The sequence below is a fragment of the Variovorax sp. 10L426 genome, from assembly GCF_056395305.1.
Window position 1 is genome coordinate 58,855 of the sequence record NZ_JBFTJF010000004.1, and the last position, 16,975, is coordinate 75,829.

A 16,975-nucleotide genomic window follows, 5' to 3' on the forward strand; every position below is an offset into this window, starting at 1 on the left:
GGGCGTGCGCCGCTCAGGGGGTGGAGCGCGCGGCGGCGCTCGCAACCGGACCGGTCGAGGCGATCGGCATGAGACGCACCGCGGTGCCTTCGCGAAGCGGGCCGACGCTACCCGCGATCACTGTCGCGCCATCGTCGATGCCGCGCACGGCGACCATCGCCTGGCCGTCCGCCTGGCCGCGCAGGCCGGTCTCGACCGGTCGATGCGCGATGCGGCCGTCGATGACCAACTGCACGTAGGGAGTGGGTTTGTCGGTGCGCACGGCGGACAAGGGCAGGGCGAGCGTCTCCGTGCGGCCCACGTCGATCGTGCCTTGCGCGAACAGCCCCTGACGGAAGCCGGTGCTGCGGTCCAGTTGCAGGTAGACGAGCACGCTGCGGCTGCCTGCCTGCGCGCTGGGATTCACGCGCACCACGGTCGCGCCGACGTTGCGCTCGCCGCTTTTCGGGTCGCTGGCGCTGCCGCCTTCGATCTGGAGCGTCGCACGCTGGCCCACGCGCACGGCCACCGAATCGGCGGCCGCCAGCGTGGCTTCGACTTCGATGCGGCTCAGGTCGACGACCTCGATCACCTTCGTGTCGATGGCGACGCGCTCGCCGGACTGCGCCAGCCGCTGCGCCACCTGCCCGGTGATGGGGCTCTTGAGTACGGTGTCATCGAGCGACTTGCGCGCCACTTCCACGGCGGCGAGTGCCGCGCGATGGGTGGAGAGCGCGGAATTGAGATTCGACTGCGAGGTATCCAGCGCTGTCTTGGAGATGAAGCCCTGGTCGACGAGCGCCTTGTTGTTGTCATAGGTGCGCTGGGCCACTTCGGCCTGTGCGCGGGCCGAATCGGCCTGCTCCTGGACCTGACGCATGCGCGAACGGTATTCGATCGGATCGATGCGTGCGATGACCTGACCCGCCTTGACGGTATCGCCTTCGCGCACCGTGAGGCCAATCAACTCACCGGCCACGCGCGCCTTGACGGCCGCCCAGTCGACCGCCTTGAGCGTGCCGGAGACGGCCAGCGCTTCGGCCAGTTCGCGTCGGGTGGCCCGCACCACATCGGCCGACGAAAGCTCCACGACGGTCTCGGCCGGCTTCGCGCTCGCCGCGACTGCGGCCTGATGCGCCTTGCGCGCACCGATGGCCCGGACGATGCCGCCGAGCACAAGAATGAGGATCAGGGCCGCGACGACCCACTTGACGGAACGCTTCATACGTCGGCCTTGGGCGCACGAAGGCCGTTGAGGACGATCTCGGCCTGGAGGGCCAGGTACTTCTGGGGATCGATTTCAGATTCTCCGTCGACGCAAATGGCAGCCGAGTGCTTCCACAGCATCAGGAACATCATCGGAGCGATGACGGCATAGATGGCAAGGTCCACGTCGACCGGCGCGAACTCACCGCTGTCGACGCCGCGTCGCACGATGCGCCGCAACAGCGCGTGCCCGGGGCGGACCACTTCGCGGCGGTAGAACTCGGCCAGTTCGGGGAAGTTGCGGCCCTCGCTGAGCATGAGCTTGGCGAGGCCCGAGACCTTGGTCGAGCCGATGCGCTCCCACCAGATGCGCATGCAATAGCGCAGCATGTCGGTCGTGGAGCCTTCGAAGGCATCGAACTCACGGTTCCATTCGGTGAAGCGGCCGGAGAGGTTCTCGACGACCACGGCCTTGAACAGCTCTTCCTTGCTCGGAAAGTAAAGGAAGAGCGTGCCCTTGGAGACGCCGGCCCGGGCCGCCACCTCTTCGGATCGCGTGGCTGCGAAGCCTTTTTCGACGAAGAGGTCCAGCGCAGCTTCGAGCAACTCGCCGGGACGGGCTTCCTTGCGACGCTCGCGCTTGGCGCGCACCGGGCAGATCTTGTCGCTGAGGAATCGGGGGGCGGGCATGAGGGGTTACTGACTGGCGGGTTAGTAATGTAGTGAGGCGCCCGATTTGCGTCAAGCCGTCAGAATGTCTGGTTTGGTAATTTCACCCGCCGGAGTTCCCATGACCGACTCGTCACCGCAAACCGAAACCATCGTCCTGGGCGGCGGCTGCTTCTGGTGCACCGAAGCGGTGTTCGATCGCGTGCGGGGCGTGGTCGATGTCGAATCCGGCTACAGCAACGGCCAGGTCATGCATCCGAGCTACGAGCAGGTCTGCACCGGCCGCACCGGGCATGCCGAGGTGGTCAAGGTGGCGTTCGACCCGGCGCAGATCTCACTGCGGGAGATCCTGGAGATCTTCTTCGTCGTGCACGACCCGACCACGCTCAACCGGCAGGGCAACGACGTCGGCACCCAATACCGCAGCGGCATCTACTACACGAGCGATGCGCAGAAGCAGGTGGCAGAGGATGTGATCCGCGAGATCACCGAGAGCAAGACCTATCGCTCGCCCATCGTGACCGAGGTGAAGCCGCTGGACAACTACTCGACCGCCGAGGCCTATCACCAGGACTATTTCCTGAACAACCCCAACCAGGGCTATTGCGCCTTCGTGGTCGGGCCGAAGGTCGAGAAATTCCAGAAGACCTTCGCGGCGCATCTCAAGGCGTGATCCGGGGCCGGCCATGAGTTCCGACGGCATGAGCGGACTGGAAAGCCGGTTGGTCCGGCTCCACGGCCGCGTGCAGGGTGTCGGTTATCGCGAGACCTGTGTGCATCATGCGCGTGCGCTCGGCGTCACGGGGTGGGTGCGCAACCGGTCGGACGGTTCGGTCGAGGTGCTGCTGCAAGGCTCGCCGAATCAACTGGCGCACATGTGCGACTGGTTGCGTACCGGCGTTCCGGGCGCGAAGGTCGACGCGATCGACGTGAAGGACGTGCCGCGGCCCTTCGATCGGCTTGACACATTCGAGCGCCATCCGACCGTGTGAGCCGTCCCGGGTGGGGTGCGCCGTTCGACGGCATGTATCCTCGCCGCCGTGAATGCCTCCGTCCTTTCCTCCCTGCTGCCCGTCGTGTTGCTCATCGCCGTCGGGTTCTTCGCGGGGCGACGGGGGTGGGTCGGCGGCGGCGCGGTGCGGGACCTGTCCAACCTGATCTTCCTGCTGCTCGCGCCGGCGCTGCTTTTCCGGTCGATGAGCACCGTGCATGTGGCGCAACTCAGTCTGCGGCCGGTCGCCGTGTACTTCGTCGCGGCGGGTTTGATCTTCGCGGCGACGATGATGTGGCGCGGCTTCAACCGGACGGCGGCCGTGCTCGCGCTCGCCAACACCTACAGCAACACCGTGATGATCGGCATCGCGCTGATCGGCCTGGCGTATGGGCCCGAGGGCATGGTCGTGCTGCTGACGCTGATCTCACTGCACTCGCTGGTGCTCCTGACGAGCGCGACCGTGGTGCTCGAAATGGCCGTGGCGCACGAGCATGCTGCGACCAGCGGGGAAGCGCGGCGTCCGATGGTGAAGGTCGTCGGCGGCGCGCTCTATCACGCGATCATCCATCCGGTGCCGTTGCCCATCATTGCCGGTCTTCTGTTCGCGCGATCAGGCCTGCAAATGCCCGAAGCCATCGACACGCCGATCGCCTTGCTCGGCGGCGCCTTCAGCCCGGTGGCGCTTGTCATGGTCGGCATCACGCTGGCGTTGACGCCCGTTGGTGAACACTGGCGCGACGCGCTGGTGCAGGCACTGGTCAAGAATGTGGCGCACCCGCTGCTGGTGGCCGGACTCGGTCTTGCACTGGGCCTGCGTGGGCTGCCGCTCACGGTGATGGTCGTGGCCGCGGCGTTGCCGATGGGCGCCAACGTCTTCCTGTTCTCGCAGCGCTACCGGACTGCCGAAGAACTCGTGACCGCCAGCGTCGTGGTGTCGACGGGCTTGGCGCTCGTCACGCTGACCGTCGTCATGGCGCTCGCGAATCGTCTGTAGCGCGGCGCGTCAAGGCGCGAGGCGCTCGCGCACCCAGGCGCCGCTTTCGATGCGATAGCGCAGGCGATCGTGCAGGCGGCTCTTGCGGCCTTGCCAGAATTCCCAGCGATCGGGCATGAGCCGGAAGCCGCCCCAGTGCGGCGGCCTTGGGGGTGAGAGCAGGTGCCGCGCGGCCTGCACGGCGGCGTTCTTCACCAGCACATCGCGGCCGCTGATGACTTCGCTTTGCGGACTGGCCCACGCGCCGATGCGCGAATCGAGCGGGCGGCTCGCAAAGTAGGCGTCGCTTTCGGCGTCGCCGACTCTTTCGACACGGCCTTCGATGCGCACCACGCGTTCAAGCTCGACCCAGTGGAATTGCAGCGCGGCATAGGGGTTGCCGGCGAGGTCCTGCCCTTTGCGGCTGTTGTAGTTGGTGTACCAGACGATGCCGCGCGCGTCGTAGCCCTTGATCAGCACGATGCGCGTGGAAGGGCGCAGGTCGCCGCCGACGGTGGCCAGCGTCATCGCGTTCGGTTCGGGGAGCTTGGCGTCGATGGCCTCGGCAAGCCAGCGCTCGAATTGCTGCAGCGGGTCGGCGGCGCTGCCGTTTTCGTCAAGTTCGGCGCGCTCGTAGCTCTTGCGCAGCGCGGCCAGCGATTCGGTGGGAGAACTCATGGCGCCATTGTTGCGCATGCGAAGCGGAGATACTGCGGATCATGAACGAAGTGAACGACACACCCGTGTCACGTCCGCCCATCGTCATCGTGCTGGCCTCGGGGCGAGGCGAGCGCTTTCTGGCCGCCGGCGGCGTCGGGCACAAGCTGCACGCGCCGCTGGGCGAAGCGACGGTGCTTGCACATACGCTGGCCGCCGTGCGCGCGAGCGGCCTGCCGTGGCACATCGAGGACGTGGGGCATCCCGGCATGGGCGATTCGATCGCCGCCGCCGTCCGGGCCACGGCCGATGCGGGCGGGTGGCTGATTCTCCCGGCCGACCTGCCCTTGGTGCAGCCGGCCACCTTGCAGGCGGTGGCGCGGGCCCTGGTCGATCCGGTGCGGGCGGCCCAGCCGCACTACCGCGGCGGGCGAGGACACCCGGTCGGCTTTGCGGCTGCGTGCGGTCCGCAACTTGCAGCGCTGTCCGGCAACCTGGGTGCGTCGCCGGTACTTCGGGCGCTGCGGGAAGCGCAGCAGGTCGCGGACATCGAAGTCGACGACATCGGCATCGTCACCGACGTCGACACCCCCGAAGAATTGGCGCGCGCCGAAGCGCTGCTGCTGGAACGACTCAGCCGCGCGTGATCACTGCGCAAGCGATGCGCGGGCCGGAATTGCCCGCCGGTTGCGTCGTGAAATCGTCGCGGTCGCGGTGAACCACGAGCGCTCGTCCGATCACGTTGTTGGCCGCGCCGTCGGTCAGCGAAATCGCGTGCACGTCGACGCTGAACCGCGCCACGCCGCTCGCGTCGGCGACCAGGCTGGGCAACTCGCCTGAATGACTGCCCGGGGCGGCGAACTTGCCGTGCGTGCCGCCGGACGGATTGAAGTGACCGCCCGAAGCGTTGCCGTTGTCACCGCAATCGCCCTTTTCGTGGATGTGGAAGCCATGCTCCGTGCCGGGCGGAAGGCCGCGCACTTCACCCGCGACGCGCACGCCATGGTCGAGCGCCGTGAAGGTCACCTTGCCCATCGTCGGATTCGGCGAGATCGCTCCGGTCGGCGCGAGGTTGGCCGTGGCACCCGCTCCCGAAGCCATGGTGCCGCAGGCGGCGAGCAGGCTGGCCGAGAGAAAAGCTGCAGCGATAGCGATGAAACGCGACATGTGTGTTACTCCTTGAATCTTGATTGCGTTGAAGGCTCCGAAGGGTATACCGGAGACGCCAACTCGCGGCTATCAGCCTGCGCCGACAGGCGGGATTCCGCCAGCTTGACCAGGCGCGCCAGCGCCGCGTCGTGGATGCCGTGGTGCTTCAGTTCCAGCAACGTCTGGTGTGCGTAGTCGAGCGAACTGCCGTAGCGGCCAACCGCGGTCTCGAAGATGTGGCGGTAACGCTCGTCGCTCAGTTCGCCGGTGAAATTGGGACTGAGCCGCGACAGCGTGAAGGCCAGGGCGCGCACCGTCGAATGGGGCGTCACGCATTCGAGCCATCGCGGGTCGTAGACGCCGGTCGGCATCTCGCGCAGCCAGAGCCGGCCCAAGGTTTCGAGCCCGTCGGCCGCCGGCACCCGAAAGACCATGCCCCGGCAACTTCCGCCCGACAGGAGCCCGAACACCAGGCCAGGGTTCTCGACCGTGCCGCGATTGACGCGGCTCCACATCTTGAGCGCACGGTGCCAGCCGTGCACCCGCGCGGGGAGTCTTTCGACGAAGCCGAACTCCGGCCGCCAGATCAACGAGCCGTAGCCGAACAGCCACAGATCCTGGTGGCCGCCCCATTCGTCGATCACGCGATCGAGCATCGGCTTCGGGTCGCGCAGTGGCTTCGGCAAAGGGTCCAGTCCGGGCGGCCCGGGATCGCCTCCCGGGTTCGGGGAGCCGACGCCTACAATTTCGCGGTCATGGTTCACCGCACCATTATTTACCGACCCCTCAATTACGGAGACCCGCCCATGTCTGCCATCAACGAAGACGAGAGCCAGCAGAATTTCATCCTCGCCTTTGTATTGGGCTTGATCGCGTTGGTGATCCTCTTCGTCATCGGTATCGTGCTGTTTCAGAGGAACCACATGACTGGCGTCCCGGCCCAACCGGTGGCCGCAACCGCGCCGGCGCCGGCGACGACGGTGGCCGTCGTGACGGAGACGGTGACCGTCGTGATCCCTGACGGCGCGAGCATTCGCGTCGCGGGCGGTGTCGTGAACTTCTACTTCGCCACGGCGAGCGCCGATATCGCGCCTGGTGCCGCCGAGGCGCTGGCGATCGTGATCAAGGGCGTCGAAAGCGGCCACAAATGCGTCGTGTCGGGCTTCCATGACACCACCGGGGACGCCGCGCTGAACGAAGAACTCGCCAAGAGGCGCGCCGAGACCGTCCGCGACGTGCTCACCGGACTTGGCGTTCCGGCGGACAAGATCGAACTGCAGCGGCCTCCTGTCACGGCGGGTACGGGCAACAACGCCGAAGCGCGCCGGGTCGAGGTCAGGCTGAAGGACTGAGATGAAACTCGCCCCCAGGTTGGCTCACTTCGTGTAGCCGCCCACCCCCTGCCGGGGGCAATACCAGCGGCCCGGCAAAGCCGGTTCCGCGGTATTCCTGGACTTGGGGTCGCATCTCAAGGACGCGCCGCGGCCGCAAGGCCGTACAGAAGCAGCGCCGCCACGACCACTACCGTGAATCCCACATGAATCGCGAGCAGCGTGGCCAGCACCGCCCCGGTGACTGAGGCGCAGCCGTTGATGCCCCAGGCCCAGGGAATGAGCCGCGCATGGACGGCCTCCATCCTCGCCAATCCCAGCGGGAAGGGCATGCCCATGAAGAAAGCCAGCGGGGCGATGAGGCCCGCCGAAAGCAGAATCCTGGCCACGTCCGGCAACCCCATCGCGTGCCGGAAGAGCCACGGAAGTAGCAGCAGGCAAAGCGCCGCCGACACCGCGATCGCGCCCACGACCGCCGTCTCCGGACGCTTCAGGCCGGCCCCGTGCTGCAGGCGCCCTGCAACGCGGCTGCCGATGCCGGCGAACAGCAGAAAGGCGAACAGCACCACCGCGACGGCACGGAGCGGGTGACTCAGGAACAGGACGAACTTCTGGATGAACGCGATTTCGATGAACATGAAGCCGAAGCCGATCGCCAGGAAGTAGACGAGGATGCGGCCGCGCGAGCCGGCCGAAGGCGCGCGCCGGTCCTGTCGAAGGTCGGCCCGTGCGACCCAGGCCAGAGGCAGTCCGATCAGCAGCAGGCTGGCGAAGATGGCTTGAGCAAGCGTCGCCACCAGCACCGGGTAGCCCCATTCCAGCAGCGTCAGGCCGCCTTGCTCCTTGAGCGAGAGGAGTTCGTGCAGAGAGCGCCACTTGAAGAAGTGGAAGAAGTGCGGCTTGTCGTCGGTGGCCGGGGCGATGTGGAACTTGTAGTCCCGAAGGAACGCGTCTCGGCCCGGACCCAGCAGCGCCGTCGCGCCGTCGAACAGGTCGGGGCCCTGGACCACGTTGTATCGGTTGGCTTCGCCAGGCTGCATGCCGGGATAGAACCCCAGGTCGAACGAGCGGGCGACGCAGAAAGACTTGATCGCCGCGATGTCCTCGCGGTCGAAGGCGCCGTTCTTCACCAGCAGCGTGCTGGTCTTCCAGCTTCGCACCATGGCGAGCCGCGATCCGGGATCGGCGATGCCCGCTTTTTCCAACGCCGCCACGGCGGTGGCAAACAGCTTCAGTGCTTCACGCGGCGGCAGCGTGACCCAGCGTGTGATCGCCAGCAGTCCGCCGGGCTCCAGGTGCCGCAGATCGTCCAGCAAGGCCTCGACCGTGTAGAGATAGTTCTCCGACAGCGCGTAGAGGCCGGCCGAGGACGCGCTGAAGGAATCGAGCAGGGCCAGCTGGATGAGGTCGTAGCGTTCCTCGCTGGCGGCGACGAAGCCGCGTGCTTCGGCCACGTGCACGTGCGCGATCCGCGAATAGAGGCCGCCCGAAGCATCCGCGAAGCGGTGCTGCACCAGATCGACGACCTGCGGGTTGAGCTCCACCGCATCGATCCGGCTTGCGCCGTGGAAATGGGCCTGCAGCACGTCGGCCCCCGCGCCTGCGCCCAGCACCAGCACGCGTGGGTGGTGCAGCAGGTGGTAGGGCAGTGCCGAACTGATCTGGTCGAGATACTCGAGAGACGCGAGGCTGTCGCGCCGTCCGTCGAATCGGGTCAGCGCGTTGAGACCTTCGCCGTCGGTGAAGACGCCCCACTGCGGCGGCGGCTCGGTCGTTGCGTTGAGACTCAGGCCCGGCACGTGGCGCAGCGGAATGCGCGGACTCTCGACCACGCTGACAAGGCCCAGCGGGCTCGAACGCTCCAGCACCACCCGCGCGTCGGGAATGCGCAAGGTCTGCGACAGCTCCTTGTACGGCGACATGACCGGCGCCAGCCATGCTGGCGGCAACAGCAGGGGAAGACCGGCCAGCGCTGCCAGCAGCGCGGCCGGCCATCGCCTGGGGCTTCGGCACTCGATCCAGGCCACGCTGGCGGCGACCCATCCCAGGGCCCCGATCAGCTTCAAGGCCTCGGCTGGCGACAGCACGAGCAACAGCGCCACGATGCCCAGGCTTCCCGCCCCCGCACCGAGGATGTCGAAGCTGTAGATGCGCGACTGCATGCCTCGAAACGAGGCCAGGGCCATGCACGTGCAGGCGCCGGCGCACAGAAAGGGGAGCAGGAGCAGCAGATAAACCGCCAGCAGGTAGGCCGGCTGGCGCGGATCCCACAGCATTTCCAGCGGATTGAAAGGCACGCGCTGGGCCAGCAGGAAGCAGCCGATGGCGCTGGCACCGAAGGCCCCTGCGGCGGCGCTGAACAGCAGCGCAAAGTGTCGCTGCACCCTGGGGAGTGCCAGGGTCAGCACGGCGCCGCTGGCGCCATAGCCGAGAAGCGCCAGGCTGATGATCATGTAGGCGAAGTGGTGCCACAGCACGATGGAGAAGAGCCGCATCAGCAGGATCTCATAGGCCAGCGCGGCAGCCGAGATCAGCGCCACGGCCATCACCGGCGCAGCAGCCGGACCGGGGGCGGACGCGCGTGTCCCGGCCATCGAATTCCCCGGCTCAACGCGTGCCCGTCAGCGGAACGAAGGCCACCGGCAGGATCTGCCGGGTCGAGACCGTCCCGTCGGCATTCTTCTCGACCAGCATCAGCTGCTGGATCATGAAGGGCGCGCCTACCGGGATCACCATCCTGCCGCCGACCTTGAGTTGCCGGATCAGCGGCGGCGGGATGTGGCTGGCCGCCGCGGTGACGAGGATCGCGTCGTATGGTGCATGTTCATTCCACCCGTAGTAGCCGTCACCCAGGCGCACCTGGACGTTGTCGTAGCCCAGCGCCTGGAGGCGCTGCCGGGCCTGCAATCCCAGCGGCTCGATGATCTCGATGGTGTAGACCGCGCCGGCCAGTCGCGCCATCACCGCCGCCTGGTAGCCCGAACCGGTGCCGACCTCGAGCACCGTGTGGCCGGGTTCCACCCTGGCGAGGTCGGTCATGAGCGCCACGATGTAGGGTTGCGAGATGGTCTGGCCGTAGCCGATCGGAAGCGGCCGGTTGAGATAGGCCAATGTCACCTGGTCAGCGGAAACAAAGGCGTGCCGCGGCACCTGGCCCATGGCGGACATCACGCGCTCGTCGAGGGCCTGCTTGCCGGTCTCGGCGCGGGTTTCGCGCACGAACGCCGTGATCTCCTGCGTCATCTGCCGGCGCTGGGACGCAAAGTCGTCGGCTGCGGCGCCCTGTGCGCCTGCCATGGCCGAGAGGAGCACTGCGGCAACAACGCCACGGAGAGTGGATGCGGTCATTGCTTCGGTTCGGCGGCATCTTTCGTTCGCCAAGGGGCAGCACAGACGTGCTGATCATGGCCGAGCGCGAGATCGCGGTCCAGCGCGTGGCCGCAAGCCCATGTTGGGAAGGCGGTAGCAAATCCTGCAACGGCGACTTGATACCATGCACCTCCGAGCCGCCGCCACATGGCAGCTCACCGGCAGTGCGACAAATCCCATGACTACACACCCCACAGTCCGCGATGTCACCGACCGTATCCGCGAACGCAGCCATACGCTGCGCAGCGCCTACCTCCAGCGTCTGACCGAAACCCGCAACCGCGACCGCGGTTCCGACCGCATGGGCTGCGCCAATGTGGCGCATGCCGTGGCGGGTATTCCGGCGAGCGACAAGATCAGGGTCGTCGCCGAGCGCGCGCCCAACATCGGCGTCGTCACCGCCTACAACGACATGCTCTCGGCTCACGCGCCGTACCAGGGCTATCCGGACATCGTCAAGCACGAGGCTCGCCGTCTCGGCGCGACCGCGCAGGTGGCCGGCGGCGTGCCGGCCATGTGCGACGGCGTGACGCAGGGTACGCCCGGCATGGAGTTGAGCCTCTTCAGCCGGGACGTCATCGCGATGGGCACCGCAGTAGCGCTCACGCACGACATGTTCGATGCCGCGCTGCTGCTCGGCGTCTGCGACAAGATCGTGCCGGGGCTGCTGATCGGCGCGTTGCATTTCGGCCATCTGCCGATGGTGTTCGTGCCCGCGGGGCCGATGCCTTCGGGGCTCTCCAACAGCGCCAAGTCCAAGGTGCGCGAACAGGCCGCGCAAGGGCTGGTGGGGCGGCAGGGGCTTCTCGACGCCGAGATGCAGGCCTATCACGGCCAAGGCACCTGCACCTTCTACGGCACGGCCAACAGCAACCAGATGTTGCTCGAAGCCATGGGGCTGCACGTGCCCGGCACCGCATTCATCCAGCCTGGCGACACGATGCGCGAGGCGCTGACGCGCGAGGCGGTGCGCACCGTGCTGGGGCGCGCCTCGGATGCCGCCTATGCCGTTCCGCCCATCGGCGAAATGGTCGACGAGCGCGTCATCGTCAACGCGATGGCCGCATTGCTCGCGACCGGCGGCTCGACCAACCACCTGATCCACTGGGTCGCGGTCGCGCGTGCGGCCGGCATCCTCATCGACTGGAACGATTTCTCGGAGCTGTCGGAAGTCGTGCCGCTGCTCACACGGGTCTATCCCAACGGCAGCGCCGACGTCAACGAGTTCCAGGCCGCGGGCGGCCCGGGCTTCGTGATCGGCGAACTGCTCGATGCGGGCTTGATGCATGGGGATGTGCTGAGCGTGCGTGCCGGCGGCATTCGCGAATTCGCGAACATCCCGGTGCTGTCCGGCGCGCCATCGGACGAGCATCCACTCCAGTGGCATCCCGCTGCGCCGTCGAAGAACGATGCGGTCGCCCGACCGGTGTCGGCGCCATTCAGCGTCACCGGCGGGCTCAAGCTGCTCAGCGGCAACCTCGGCCGCAGCGTGATCAAGGTTTCTTCGGTGCCCGACGACCGCCACGTGATTGAGGCGCCGGCCCGCGTGTTCGATTCGCAGGCGGGCCTGCAACAGGCGTTCAATGCCGGCGAGCTGGAACGCGACGTGGTCTGTGTCGTTCGCTGGCAAGGCCCGCAGGCCAACGGCATGCCCGAACTGCACAAGCTCACCCCGCCGCTGTCCGTATTGCAGGGCAAGGGCTTCCGGGTGGCGCTGGTCACCGATGGGCGCATGAGCGGCGCGTCGGGCAAGGTGCCGGCCGCGATCCACGTGTCGCCTGAGGCCGCCGCGGGAGGCCCGCTCGCCAAGGTGCGCGATGGCGATCTGATCCGGCTCGACGCCGTGGCCGGTACGCTGACCGTGCTGCTTCCCGAAGACGAATGGGCATCGCGGGAGACCTCGACCCAACCCGAAGACCAGCGCACGGCCAACGGCCACGGCCTCGGCCGCGACCTGTTCGCCGGCATGCGCCGCAATGCATTGACAGCAGAAGAAGGAGCCTGCACATGGCTGTGAACCATTCGATTTCCGCGCTCGACGTGATGCGCGACGCGCCGGTGATTCCGGTGATCGTGCTGCACGACGTGAAAGACGCGGTGCCCCTGGCGCGTGCGCTGGTGGCGGGCGGCATCCGCATGCTGGAAGTGACGCTGCGCACGCGCGAGGCGCTCGAATGCATCGAGATCATTGCCAAGGAAGTGCCCGAGGCCGTCGCCGGCGCGGGCACGATCCGCAGTGCGGCCGACGCGCAGGCCTCGGCATTGGCAGGCGCGAAGTTCGGCGTCAGCCCGGGCTATACGCGCGCCGTCGGCAAGGCTTGCCACGACCTGGGCCTGCCGCTGCTGCCGGGCGTTGCCACAGGCAGCGAAATCATGCTGGCCCAGGAGGACGGCTTTACCGAACTCAAGTTCTTCCCGGCGGTGCAGGCCGGCGGCCTTGCCATGCTGAAGGCGTGGCAGGGGCCTTTCGGCGACGTCAAGTTCTGCCCGACCGGCGGCATTCACCTGGGCAACGCGCATGAGTTTCTCGCGCTCTCCAACGTGGCATGCGTGGGCGGGTCGTGGATCGTGCCGACGGACGCCATCGCCGCCGGCGACTGGGCCCGCATCGAAGCGCTCGCGCGCGAGGCGAGCCAGCTTGCGCGATGAGCGCCGCCCGGCCGCCCGAAGGCGCTCGCACCGCAGTGCGTAGCACGGAGATTTCCTTGTGAACGGCACCGTTGACATCGGCGATCTGAAGGTCGTCGCCTTCGACGTCTTCGGCACGGTGGTGGACTGGTATTCCGGCATCGCGGCCGAGGCCGAGCGAATCCTGCCGGGCGTCGATGGCGGCGCCTTCGCGCTGGCCTGGCGCGCAGGCTACCAGCCTGCGATGCGGAGCGTGATGGAGCGGCTTGCGGCAGGCGAGGGCGGCTTCACGTTGCTCGACGAATTGCACATGGGCATTCTCGAACACGTGTTGCGCGACTTTGGTATCGAGGATCTGGATGCGGCGCGCAAGCGCGATCTCAACAAGGCGTGGCACCGGCTACCCGCATGGCCCGACGCGGTGGAAGGGTTGGCGCGGCTCAAGCGCAAGTACACCATCTGCACGCTGTCCAATGGCAACATCGGCCTGCTCACCGAGATGGCCAAACGCGCCGGGCTGCCGTGGGACTGCGTGCTTTCCGCCGAAGTGTTCAAGGCCTACAAGCCCGATCCGCGCACCTACGTCGGCGTCGCGGGTGTCTTCGATGTCTCTCCGGGCCAGGTGATGCTGGCGGCGGCGCATCACGATGATCTCGCCGCGGCGCGCATGTGCGGGCTTCGCACGGCCTACATCGAGCGGCCGCTGGAGTTCGGGCCTTCGCGGCCGAAGGATGTCTCGCCGCAGCCCGACAACACGCTGCACGCGCGCGACATCGGCGAATTGGCGGATCTGCTGGGCTGCTGAGGGCGGCCGCCCGCGCCGGCCGGCCAGCGGCGAAGTCATCGGTCAGAATTCGGGCTCGCCATGGTTATGCAATCCGTCAGCACGAGTAAGAGACGTCCATGATTCAATCCACGCCCCAGCAGATGGCCCAGGCTGAGCGTCATTTCCGGGCCGGGCAAGCCGCTCTTGCCGAAGATCTGTTGCGCAAGGTCATCGCCCGGGATCCCAGGGTTGCCAAGGCCTACGAGCTTCTGGCGTACATCTGCGGCAATCGCCAGGATCTGGCGGCATGCGAGGAATTCCTGGAGAAGGCCGCGGCCTTGCCCCAGTGTTCCCCGGAAGCGCTGTTCTATCTCGGGCGGGCGCAGTTGCAACGCGGCCGCGCACGCGAGGCCGTGGAGTCCTTTGGCCGCGCCATGAAGCTGGCTGGCGAATTCTTCGAGGGTCTGCACGAACTGGGCGTCGCGCACAGCGCGCTTGGCGCGCACGAACCGGCGCTGCAGGCCTTCCGGCGCGCGGAGCGCCTCCATCCGCGCTCGCGCGAGTTGCAGTCCAACCTTGCCGACACGCTGGCAGCGCTGCAGCAGTTCGGCCCCGCGCTCCAGCACTATGACCGCGCGCTGACGCTCGATCCGAAGTTCGTTCAGGCCTGGGCGAACCGTGGCACCGTGCTGACCGAACTGGGCCGCGGGCCCGAGGCGCTCGAGAGCTACGAGCGCGCACTGGCGCTGGCCCCCGAAGACGTGCCCACCTGGATGAACCGCGCCGCCACGCTGACGGTGCTCAAGCGGCATGCCGAGGCGCTGGCCTGCTACGACGAGGTCGCCCGCCTCGCGCCGGACACGGACTACCTCCGCAGCCAGCGGCTGCATGCGGCGATGTTCGTTTGCCGATGGGACGGCTGGGCGCAGCAGGTCGACGACATCGTGGCGCGCGTCGAGGCCGGCGAGAAGGCGGCGATGCCCTTTGCGCTGACCGCAGTCCCTGCGAGTTCCGCGACGTTGCTCAAATGCGCGCGCAACTTCGCGCTGGACAAGCATCCATCGCGCGGACCCGCTGCGAGTGCCGCTGCGCGCGATCCGGCGCGAAAGCTGCGTGTCGGCTATTTCTCCACCGACTTCCGCGAACATCCGGTGTCGCAACTGATTGCGCGCGTGCTGGAATGCCACGATCGCCATCGATTCGAATGGTTCGGCTTTGCCCTCGGACCGCCCGCGCGCGACGAGATGGGCACGCGCATTGCAGGCGCGTTCGATCATTTCTCCCAGGTCGGGGATCGAAGCGATGCGGCCATTGCGGCCATGGCGCGTGATGCCGGCATCGACATCGCGGTGGACCTCAACGGCTTCACCGAAGGCGCGAGGCCGGACATCTTCGCGCGACGCGCGGCGCCGGTGCAGGTCAACTACCTCGGCTATCCGGGCACGATGGGCTGCGACTACATGGACTACATCGTGGCCGACGCGACGCTCATTCCGCCCGGCGACTACGACTGTTACTCGGAGAAAGTCGTCGTGCTGCCGGGCTCCTACCAGGCGAACGACAACACCAAGCGCATCAGCGAGGCCGTGACGACGCGGGAGCACATGGGCCTGCCGCCGGATGGCTTCGTCTTCGCGTGCTTCAACAGCAACTACAAGATCACGCCGGACGTCTTCGACGTCTGGATGCGGCTGCTCCGGAATGTGCCCGGCAGCGTGCTGTGGCTGCTGCAGGGCAACGCCGATGCGCAACGCGCGATCGAGGCCGAGGCGCGCCAGCGGGGCATCGATCCCGAGCGGATCGTCTGGGCCCAGCGGATGCCCCTGGCGGAGCATCTGGCGCGGCACGCGCACGCGGATCTTTTCCTGGACACCTTCCACTACAACGCCCACACGACCGGCGGCGATGCGCTCTGGAGCGGCCTGCCGGTGCTGACGCTGGCCGGCACGACCTTCGCGTCACGCGTCTGCGCGAGTCTGCTTGGGGCAGTGGGCTTGCCCGAACTCGTGACCCACAGTGTCGAGGCATACGAAGCCTTGGCGACGACGTTGGCGACCTCGCCGCAGCGCCTGGCCGAACTGCGTGGCCGCCTGCAGGCGAATCGCAAGACCATGCCGCTGTTCGACTCGACGCAATTTGCTCGGCGTATCGAGGCGGCGTACGAGGCGATGTGGGACCACCATCAGCGCGGACTGGCGCCCGATCACATCCGGATCGGGGACGCCGTCGAAGCGGTTAGCGCAGTCCGCCGCCCGTCGCGCCTTCTGCGCGCTGGATGAGTTCGATCTTGTACCCGTCGGGGTCCGTCACGAAAGCGATCACCGTCGTGCCACCCTTGACCGGACCGGCCTCCCGCGTGACGTTGCCACCGGCCGCCTTGATCTTTTCGCAGGCCGCATACGCGTCGGGAACGCCCAGCGCGATGTGGCCGTAGGCGGTGCCGAGCTCGTAGCTTTCGGTGCCCCAGTTGTAGGTCAGCTCGATCTCGGCCTGGGCCGGATTGCCTTCGTAGCCGACGAAGGCAAGGCTGTACTTGTACTCGGGGTTTTCGGAGGTGCGCAGCACTTGCATGCCGAGCACCTTCGTGTAGAAATCGATCGAGCGCTGGAGATTGCCAACGCGCAGCATGGTGTGAAGAAGTCGCATCTCGTGGATCGCCGTTGAAATTGTGGGTCGGCGATTGTCGCGCTTCGAGGCGAGGTCAGCGATTCGGCATCTCGAACACCAGGCACGTCGTCGTTGCATGTGCATACAAGGTGCCGTCCGCGCCCACGAGCCGGGCTTCGGCGGTCGCAAGCTGGCGGCCGCAATGGATCACCTTGCCTTCGGCCCGAACGCGCTGGACCTTGGGCGTCAACGCCTTGACCAGGTTCACGCCGAGCTCCGCCGTGGTGTAGGCGCGGCCGACCGGCATCATGGTGTGCACGGCACAGCCGAGCGCCGAATCGAGCAGCGTGGCAAACCAGCCGCCGTGAATGGTGCCGAGCGGATTCAGGTGCTCTGGCAGCGGTTTCCCCTGGAACACGGCGCGTCCCGGGCCGACTTCGATCAACTGGAAATTGAGCGTCTTTGCGATGTGGGCGTAGGGGAGCTCGGCTCGAAGCATCGCTTGCATCATTTCCAGGCCGGTCTTTCCGGCGATCTGGTCCGGCCGCGCGAGACCTGGGCCAGGGCCTGCATTGAGCCGCTCGTTGATGGCGTCTTCCTCGGCGATCCAGGCAGCCAGTTGATCCGTCGATGTCATCCGATTTTCC

Annotated in this window: 18 protein-coding genes; 9 read left to right on the forward strand and 9 right to left on the reverse strand. The window is 67.2% G+C overall.

Annotated features, from left to right (window positions below; genetic code table 11):
* Positions 1-13: 13 nt before the first annotated feature.
* A complete protein-coding gene (locus AC1DHL_RS06845; protein ID WP_478161502.1) occupies positions 14-1,204 on the reverse strand; it encodes an efflux RND transporter periplasmic adaptor subunit in 1,191 nt (396 codons plus the stop codon).
* Positions 1,201-1,875, reverse strand: coding sequence for a TetR/AcrR family transcriptional regulator (locus AC1DHL_RS06850; protein ID WP_478097414.1), 675 nt, complete (start codon positions 1,873-1,875; stop codon positions 1,201-1,203). The genes AC1DHL_RS06845 and AC1DHL_RS06850 overlap by 4 nt, the downstream gene beginning before the upstream one ends.
* A 100-nt stretch (positions 1,876-1,975) precedes the next feature.
* Here AC1DHL_RS06850 and msrA point away from each other — a divergent pair, with 100 nt between their 5' ends.
* The 3 genes from msrA to AC1DHL_RS06865 are packed head-to-tail and all read left to right on the forward strand — an operon-like array spanning position 1,976 to position 3,842.
* On the forward strand, positions 1,976-2,527 hold the full coding sequence (gene msrA, locus AC1DHL_RS06855) for a peptide-methionine (S)-S-oxide reductase MsrA (RefSeq protein WP_478097412.1): 552 nt from the start codon (positions 1,976-1,978) through the stop codon (positions 2,525-2,527).
* A 13-nt stretch (positions 2,528-2,540) separates the two neighbouring features.
* Complete coding sequence (locus tag AC1DHL_RS06860; RefSeq protein ID WP_478161504.1) at positions 2,541-2,846, forward strand: acylphosphatase; 306 nt, start codon at positions 2,541-2,543, stop codon at positions 2,844-2,846.
* A 48-nt stretch (positions 2,847-2,894) separates the two neighbouring features.
* Positions 2,895-3,842: an AEC family transporter gene (locus AC1DHL_RS06865; RefSeq protein ID WP_478161506.1), complete on the forward strand. Its 948-nt coding sequence runs from the start codon at positions 2,895-2,897 to the stop codon at positions 3,840-3,842.
* Positions 3,843-3,851: 9 nt separating this feature from the next.
* Here the strand turns inward: AC1DHL_RS06865 and pdxH are convergent, their stop codons facing one another.
* Positions 3,852-4,517: a pyridoxamine 5'-phosphate oxidase gene (pdxH, locus tag AC1DHL_RS06870; protein ID WP_478097406.1), complete on the reverse strand. Its 666-nt coding sequence runs from the start codon at positions 4,515-4,517 to the stop codon at positions 3,852-3,854.
* 23 nt (positions 4,518-4,540) lie between these two features.
* Between pdxH and AC1DHL_RS06875 the strand changes: the two genes are divergently transcribed.
* Complete coding sequence (locus AC1DHL_RS06875) at positions 4,541-5,125, forward strand: nucleotidyltransferase family protein (RefSeq protein WP_478097404.1); 585 nt, start codon at positions 4,541-4,543, stop codon at positions 5,123-5,125.
* Here the strand turns inward: AC1DHL_RS06875 and AC1DHL_RS06880 are convergent.
* Complete coding sequence (locus AC1DHL_RS06880; RefSeq protein ID WP_478161508.1) at positions 5,112-5,645, reverse strand: superoxide dismutase family protein; 534 nt, start codon at positions 5,643-5,645, stop codon at positions 5,112-5,114. The two genes, AC1DHL_RS06875 and AC1DHL_RS06880, sit on opposite strands and share 14 nt — an antisense overlap.
* A gap of 5 nt (positions 5,646-5,650) precedes the next feature.
* Positions 5,651-6,313: a gamma-glutamylcyclotransferase gene (locus AC1DHL_RS06885; RefSeq protein ID WP_478161510.1), complete on the reverse strand. Its 663-nt coding sequence runs from the start codon at positions 6,311-6,313 to the stop codon at positions 5,651-5,653.
* A gap of 129 nt (positions 6,314-6,442) precedes the next feature.
* Between AC1DHL_RS06885 and AC1DHL_RS06890 the strand changes: the two genes are divergently transcribed.
* Positions 6,443-6,979 carry an OmpA family protein gene (locus AC1DHL_RS06890; RefSeq protein WP_478161700.1) on the forward strand — a complete coding sequence of 179 codons (537 nt, stop codon included), beginning with the start codon at positions 6,443-6,445 and terminating at the stop codon, positions 6,977-6,979.
* Positions 6,980-7,095: 116 nt separating this feature from the next.
* On the opposite strand, the gene AC1DHL_RS06895 is transcribed toward AC1DHL_RS06890, so the two are convergent.
* Together AC1DHL_RS06895 and AC1DHL_RS06900 are read right to left on the reverse strand one after the other, a co-directional pair.
* Positions 7,096-9,552 carry a spermidine synthase gene (locus tag AC1DHL_RS06895; RefSeq protein WP_478161512.1) on the reverse strand — a complete coding sequence of 819 codons (2,457 nt, stop codon included), beginning with the start codon at positions 9,550-9,552 and terminating at the stop codon, positions 7,096-7,098.
* 13 nt (positions 9,553-9,565) lie between these two features.
* Positions 9,566-10,306, reverse strand: a complete 741-nt coding sequence (locus AC1DHL_RS06900; protein ID WP_478161514.1) for a protein-L-isoaspartate(D-aspartate) O-methyltransferase — start codon at positions 10,304-10,306, stop codon at positions 9,566-9,568.
* A gap of 199 nt (positions 10,307-10,505) precedes the next feature.
* On the opposite strand from AC1DHL_RS06900, the gene edd reads away from it, so the two are divergent.
* From edd to AC1DHL_RS06920, 4 genes are all read left to right on the forward strand, one after another.
* Positions 10,506-12,344: a phosphogluconate dehydratase gene (gene edd, locus AC1DHL_RS06905; protein ID WP_478161516.1), complete on the forward strand. Its 1,839-nt coding sequence runs from the start codon at positions 10,506-10,508 to the stop codon at positions 12,342-12,344.
* Positions 12,335-12,976, forward strand: coding sequence for a bifunctional 4-hydroxy-2-oxoglutarate aldolase/2-dehydro-3-deoxy-phosphogluconate aldolase (gene eda / locus AC1DHL_RS06910; RefSeq protein WP_478161518.1), 642 nt, complete (start codon positions 12,335-12,337; stop codon positions 12,974-12,976). The genes edd and eda overlap by 10 nt, the downstream gene beginning before the upstream one ends.
* A gap of 58 nt (positions 12,977-13,034) precedes the next feature.
* Positions 13,035-13,760, forward strand: coding sequence for a haloacid dehalogenase type II (locus AC1DHL_RS06915; RefSeq protein WP_478161520.1), 726 nt, complete (start codon positions 13,035-13,037; stop codon positions 13,758-13,760).
* Positions 13,761-13,858: 98 nt separating this feature from the next.
* Complete coding sequence (locus tag AC1DHL_RS06920) at positions 13,859-16,000, forward strand: tetratricopeptide repeat protein (protein ID WP_478161522.1); 2,142 nt, start codon at positions 13,859-13,861, stop codon at positions 15,998-16,000.
* Here the strand turns inward: AC1DHL_RS06920 and gloA are convergent.
* Positions 15,957-16,367 (reverse strand): lactoylglutathione lyase, encoded by a 411-nt coding sequence (gloA, locus tag AC1DHL_RS06925; RefSeq protein ID WP_478161524.1) that lies wholly within the window; start codon positions 16,365-16,367, stop codon positions 15,957-15,959. The two genes, AC1DHL_RS06920 and gloA, sit on opposite strands and share 44 nt — an antisense overlap.
* 55 nt (positions 16,368-16,422) lie before the next feature.
* Complete coding sequence (locus tag AC1DHL_RS06930) at positions 16,423-16,965, reverse strand: PaaI family thioesterase (protein WP_478097388.1); 543 nt, start codon at positions 16,963-16,965, stop codon at positions 16,423-16,425.
* Between the last annotated feature and the right edge of the window lie 10 nt (positions 16,966-16,975).

What these genes read in the sequence shown, in the direction of transcription:
- AC1DHL_RS06845 (WP_478161502.1), bottom strand. Translation starts at nt 1,204, where the DNA reads ATGAAGCGTTCCGTCAAGTGGGTCGTCGCGGCCCTGATCCTCATTCTT.
- AC1DHL_RS06850 (WP_478097414.1), bottom strand. Translation starts at nt 1,875, where the DNA reads ATGCCCGCCCCCCGATTCCTCAGCGACAAGATCTGCCCGGTGCGCGCC.
- msrA (WP_478097412.1), top strand. Translation starts at nt 1,976, where the DNA reads ATGACCGACTCGTCACCGCAAACCGAAACCATCGTCCTGGGCGGCGGC.
- AC1DHL_RS06860 (WP_478161504.1), top strand. Translation starts at nt 2,541, where the DNA reads ATGAGTTCCGACGGCATGAGCGGACTGGAAAGCCGGTTGGTCCGGCTC.
- pdxH (WP_478097406.1), bottom strand. Translation starts at nt 4,517, where the DNA reads ATGCGCAACAATGGCGCCATGAGTTCTCCCACCGAATCGCTGGCCGCG.
- AC1DHL_RS06875 (WP_478097404.1), top strand. Translation starts at nt 4,541, where the DNA reads ATGAACGAAGTGAACGACACACCCGTGTCACGTCCGCCCATCGTCATC.
- AC1DHL_RS06880 (WP_478161508.1), bottom strand. Translation starts at nt 5,645, where the DNA reads ATGTCGCGTTTCATCGCTATCGCTGCAGCTTTTCTCTCGGCCAGCCTG.
- AC1DHL_RS06895 (WP_478161512.1), bottom strand. Translation starts at nt 9,552, where the DNA reads ATGGCCGGGACACGCGCGTCCGCCCCCGGTCCGGCTGCTGCGCCGGTG.
- AC1DHL_RS06900 (WP_478161514.1), bottom strand. Translation starts at nt 10,306, where the DNA reads ATGACCGCATCCACTCTCCGTGGCGTTGTTGCCGCAGTGCTCCTCTCG.
- edd (WP_478161516.1), top strand. Translation starts at nt 10,506, where the DNA reads ATGACTACACACCCCACAGTCCGCGATGTCACCGACCGTATCCGCGAA.
- eda (WP_478161518.1), top strand. Translation starts at nt 12,335, where the DNA reads ATGGCTGTGAACCATTCGATTTCCGCGCTCGACGTGATGCGCGACGCG.
- AC1DHL_RS06920 (WP_478161522.1), top strand. Translation starts at nt 13,859, where the DNA reads ATGATTCAATCCACGCCCCAGCAGATGGCCCAGGCTGAGCGTCATTTC.
- gloA (WP_478161524.1), bottom strand. Translation starts at nt 16,367, where the DNA reads ATGCGACTTCTTCACACCATGCTGCGCGTTGGCAATCTCCAGCGCTCG.
- AC1DHL_RS06930 (WP_478097388.1), bottom strand. Translation starts at nt 16,965, where the DNA reads ATGACATCGACGGATCAACTGGCTGCCTGGATCGCCGAGGAAGACGCC.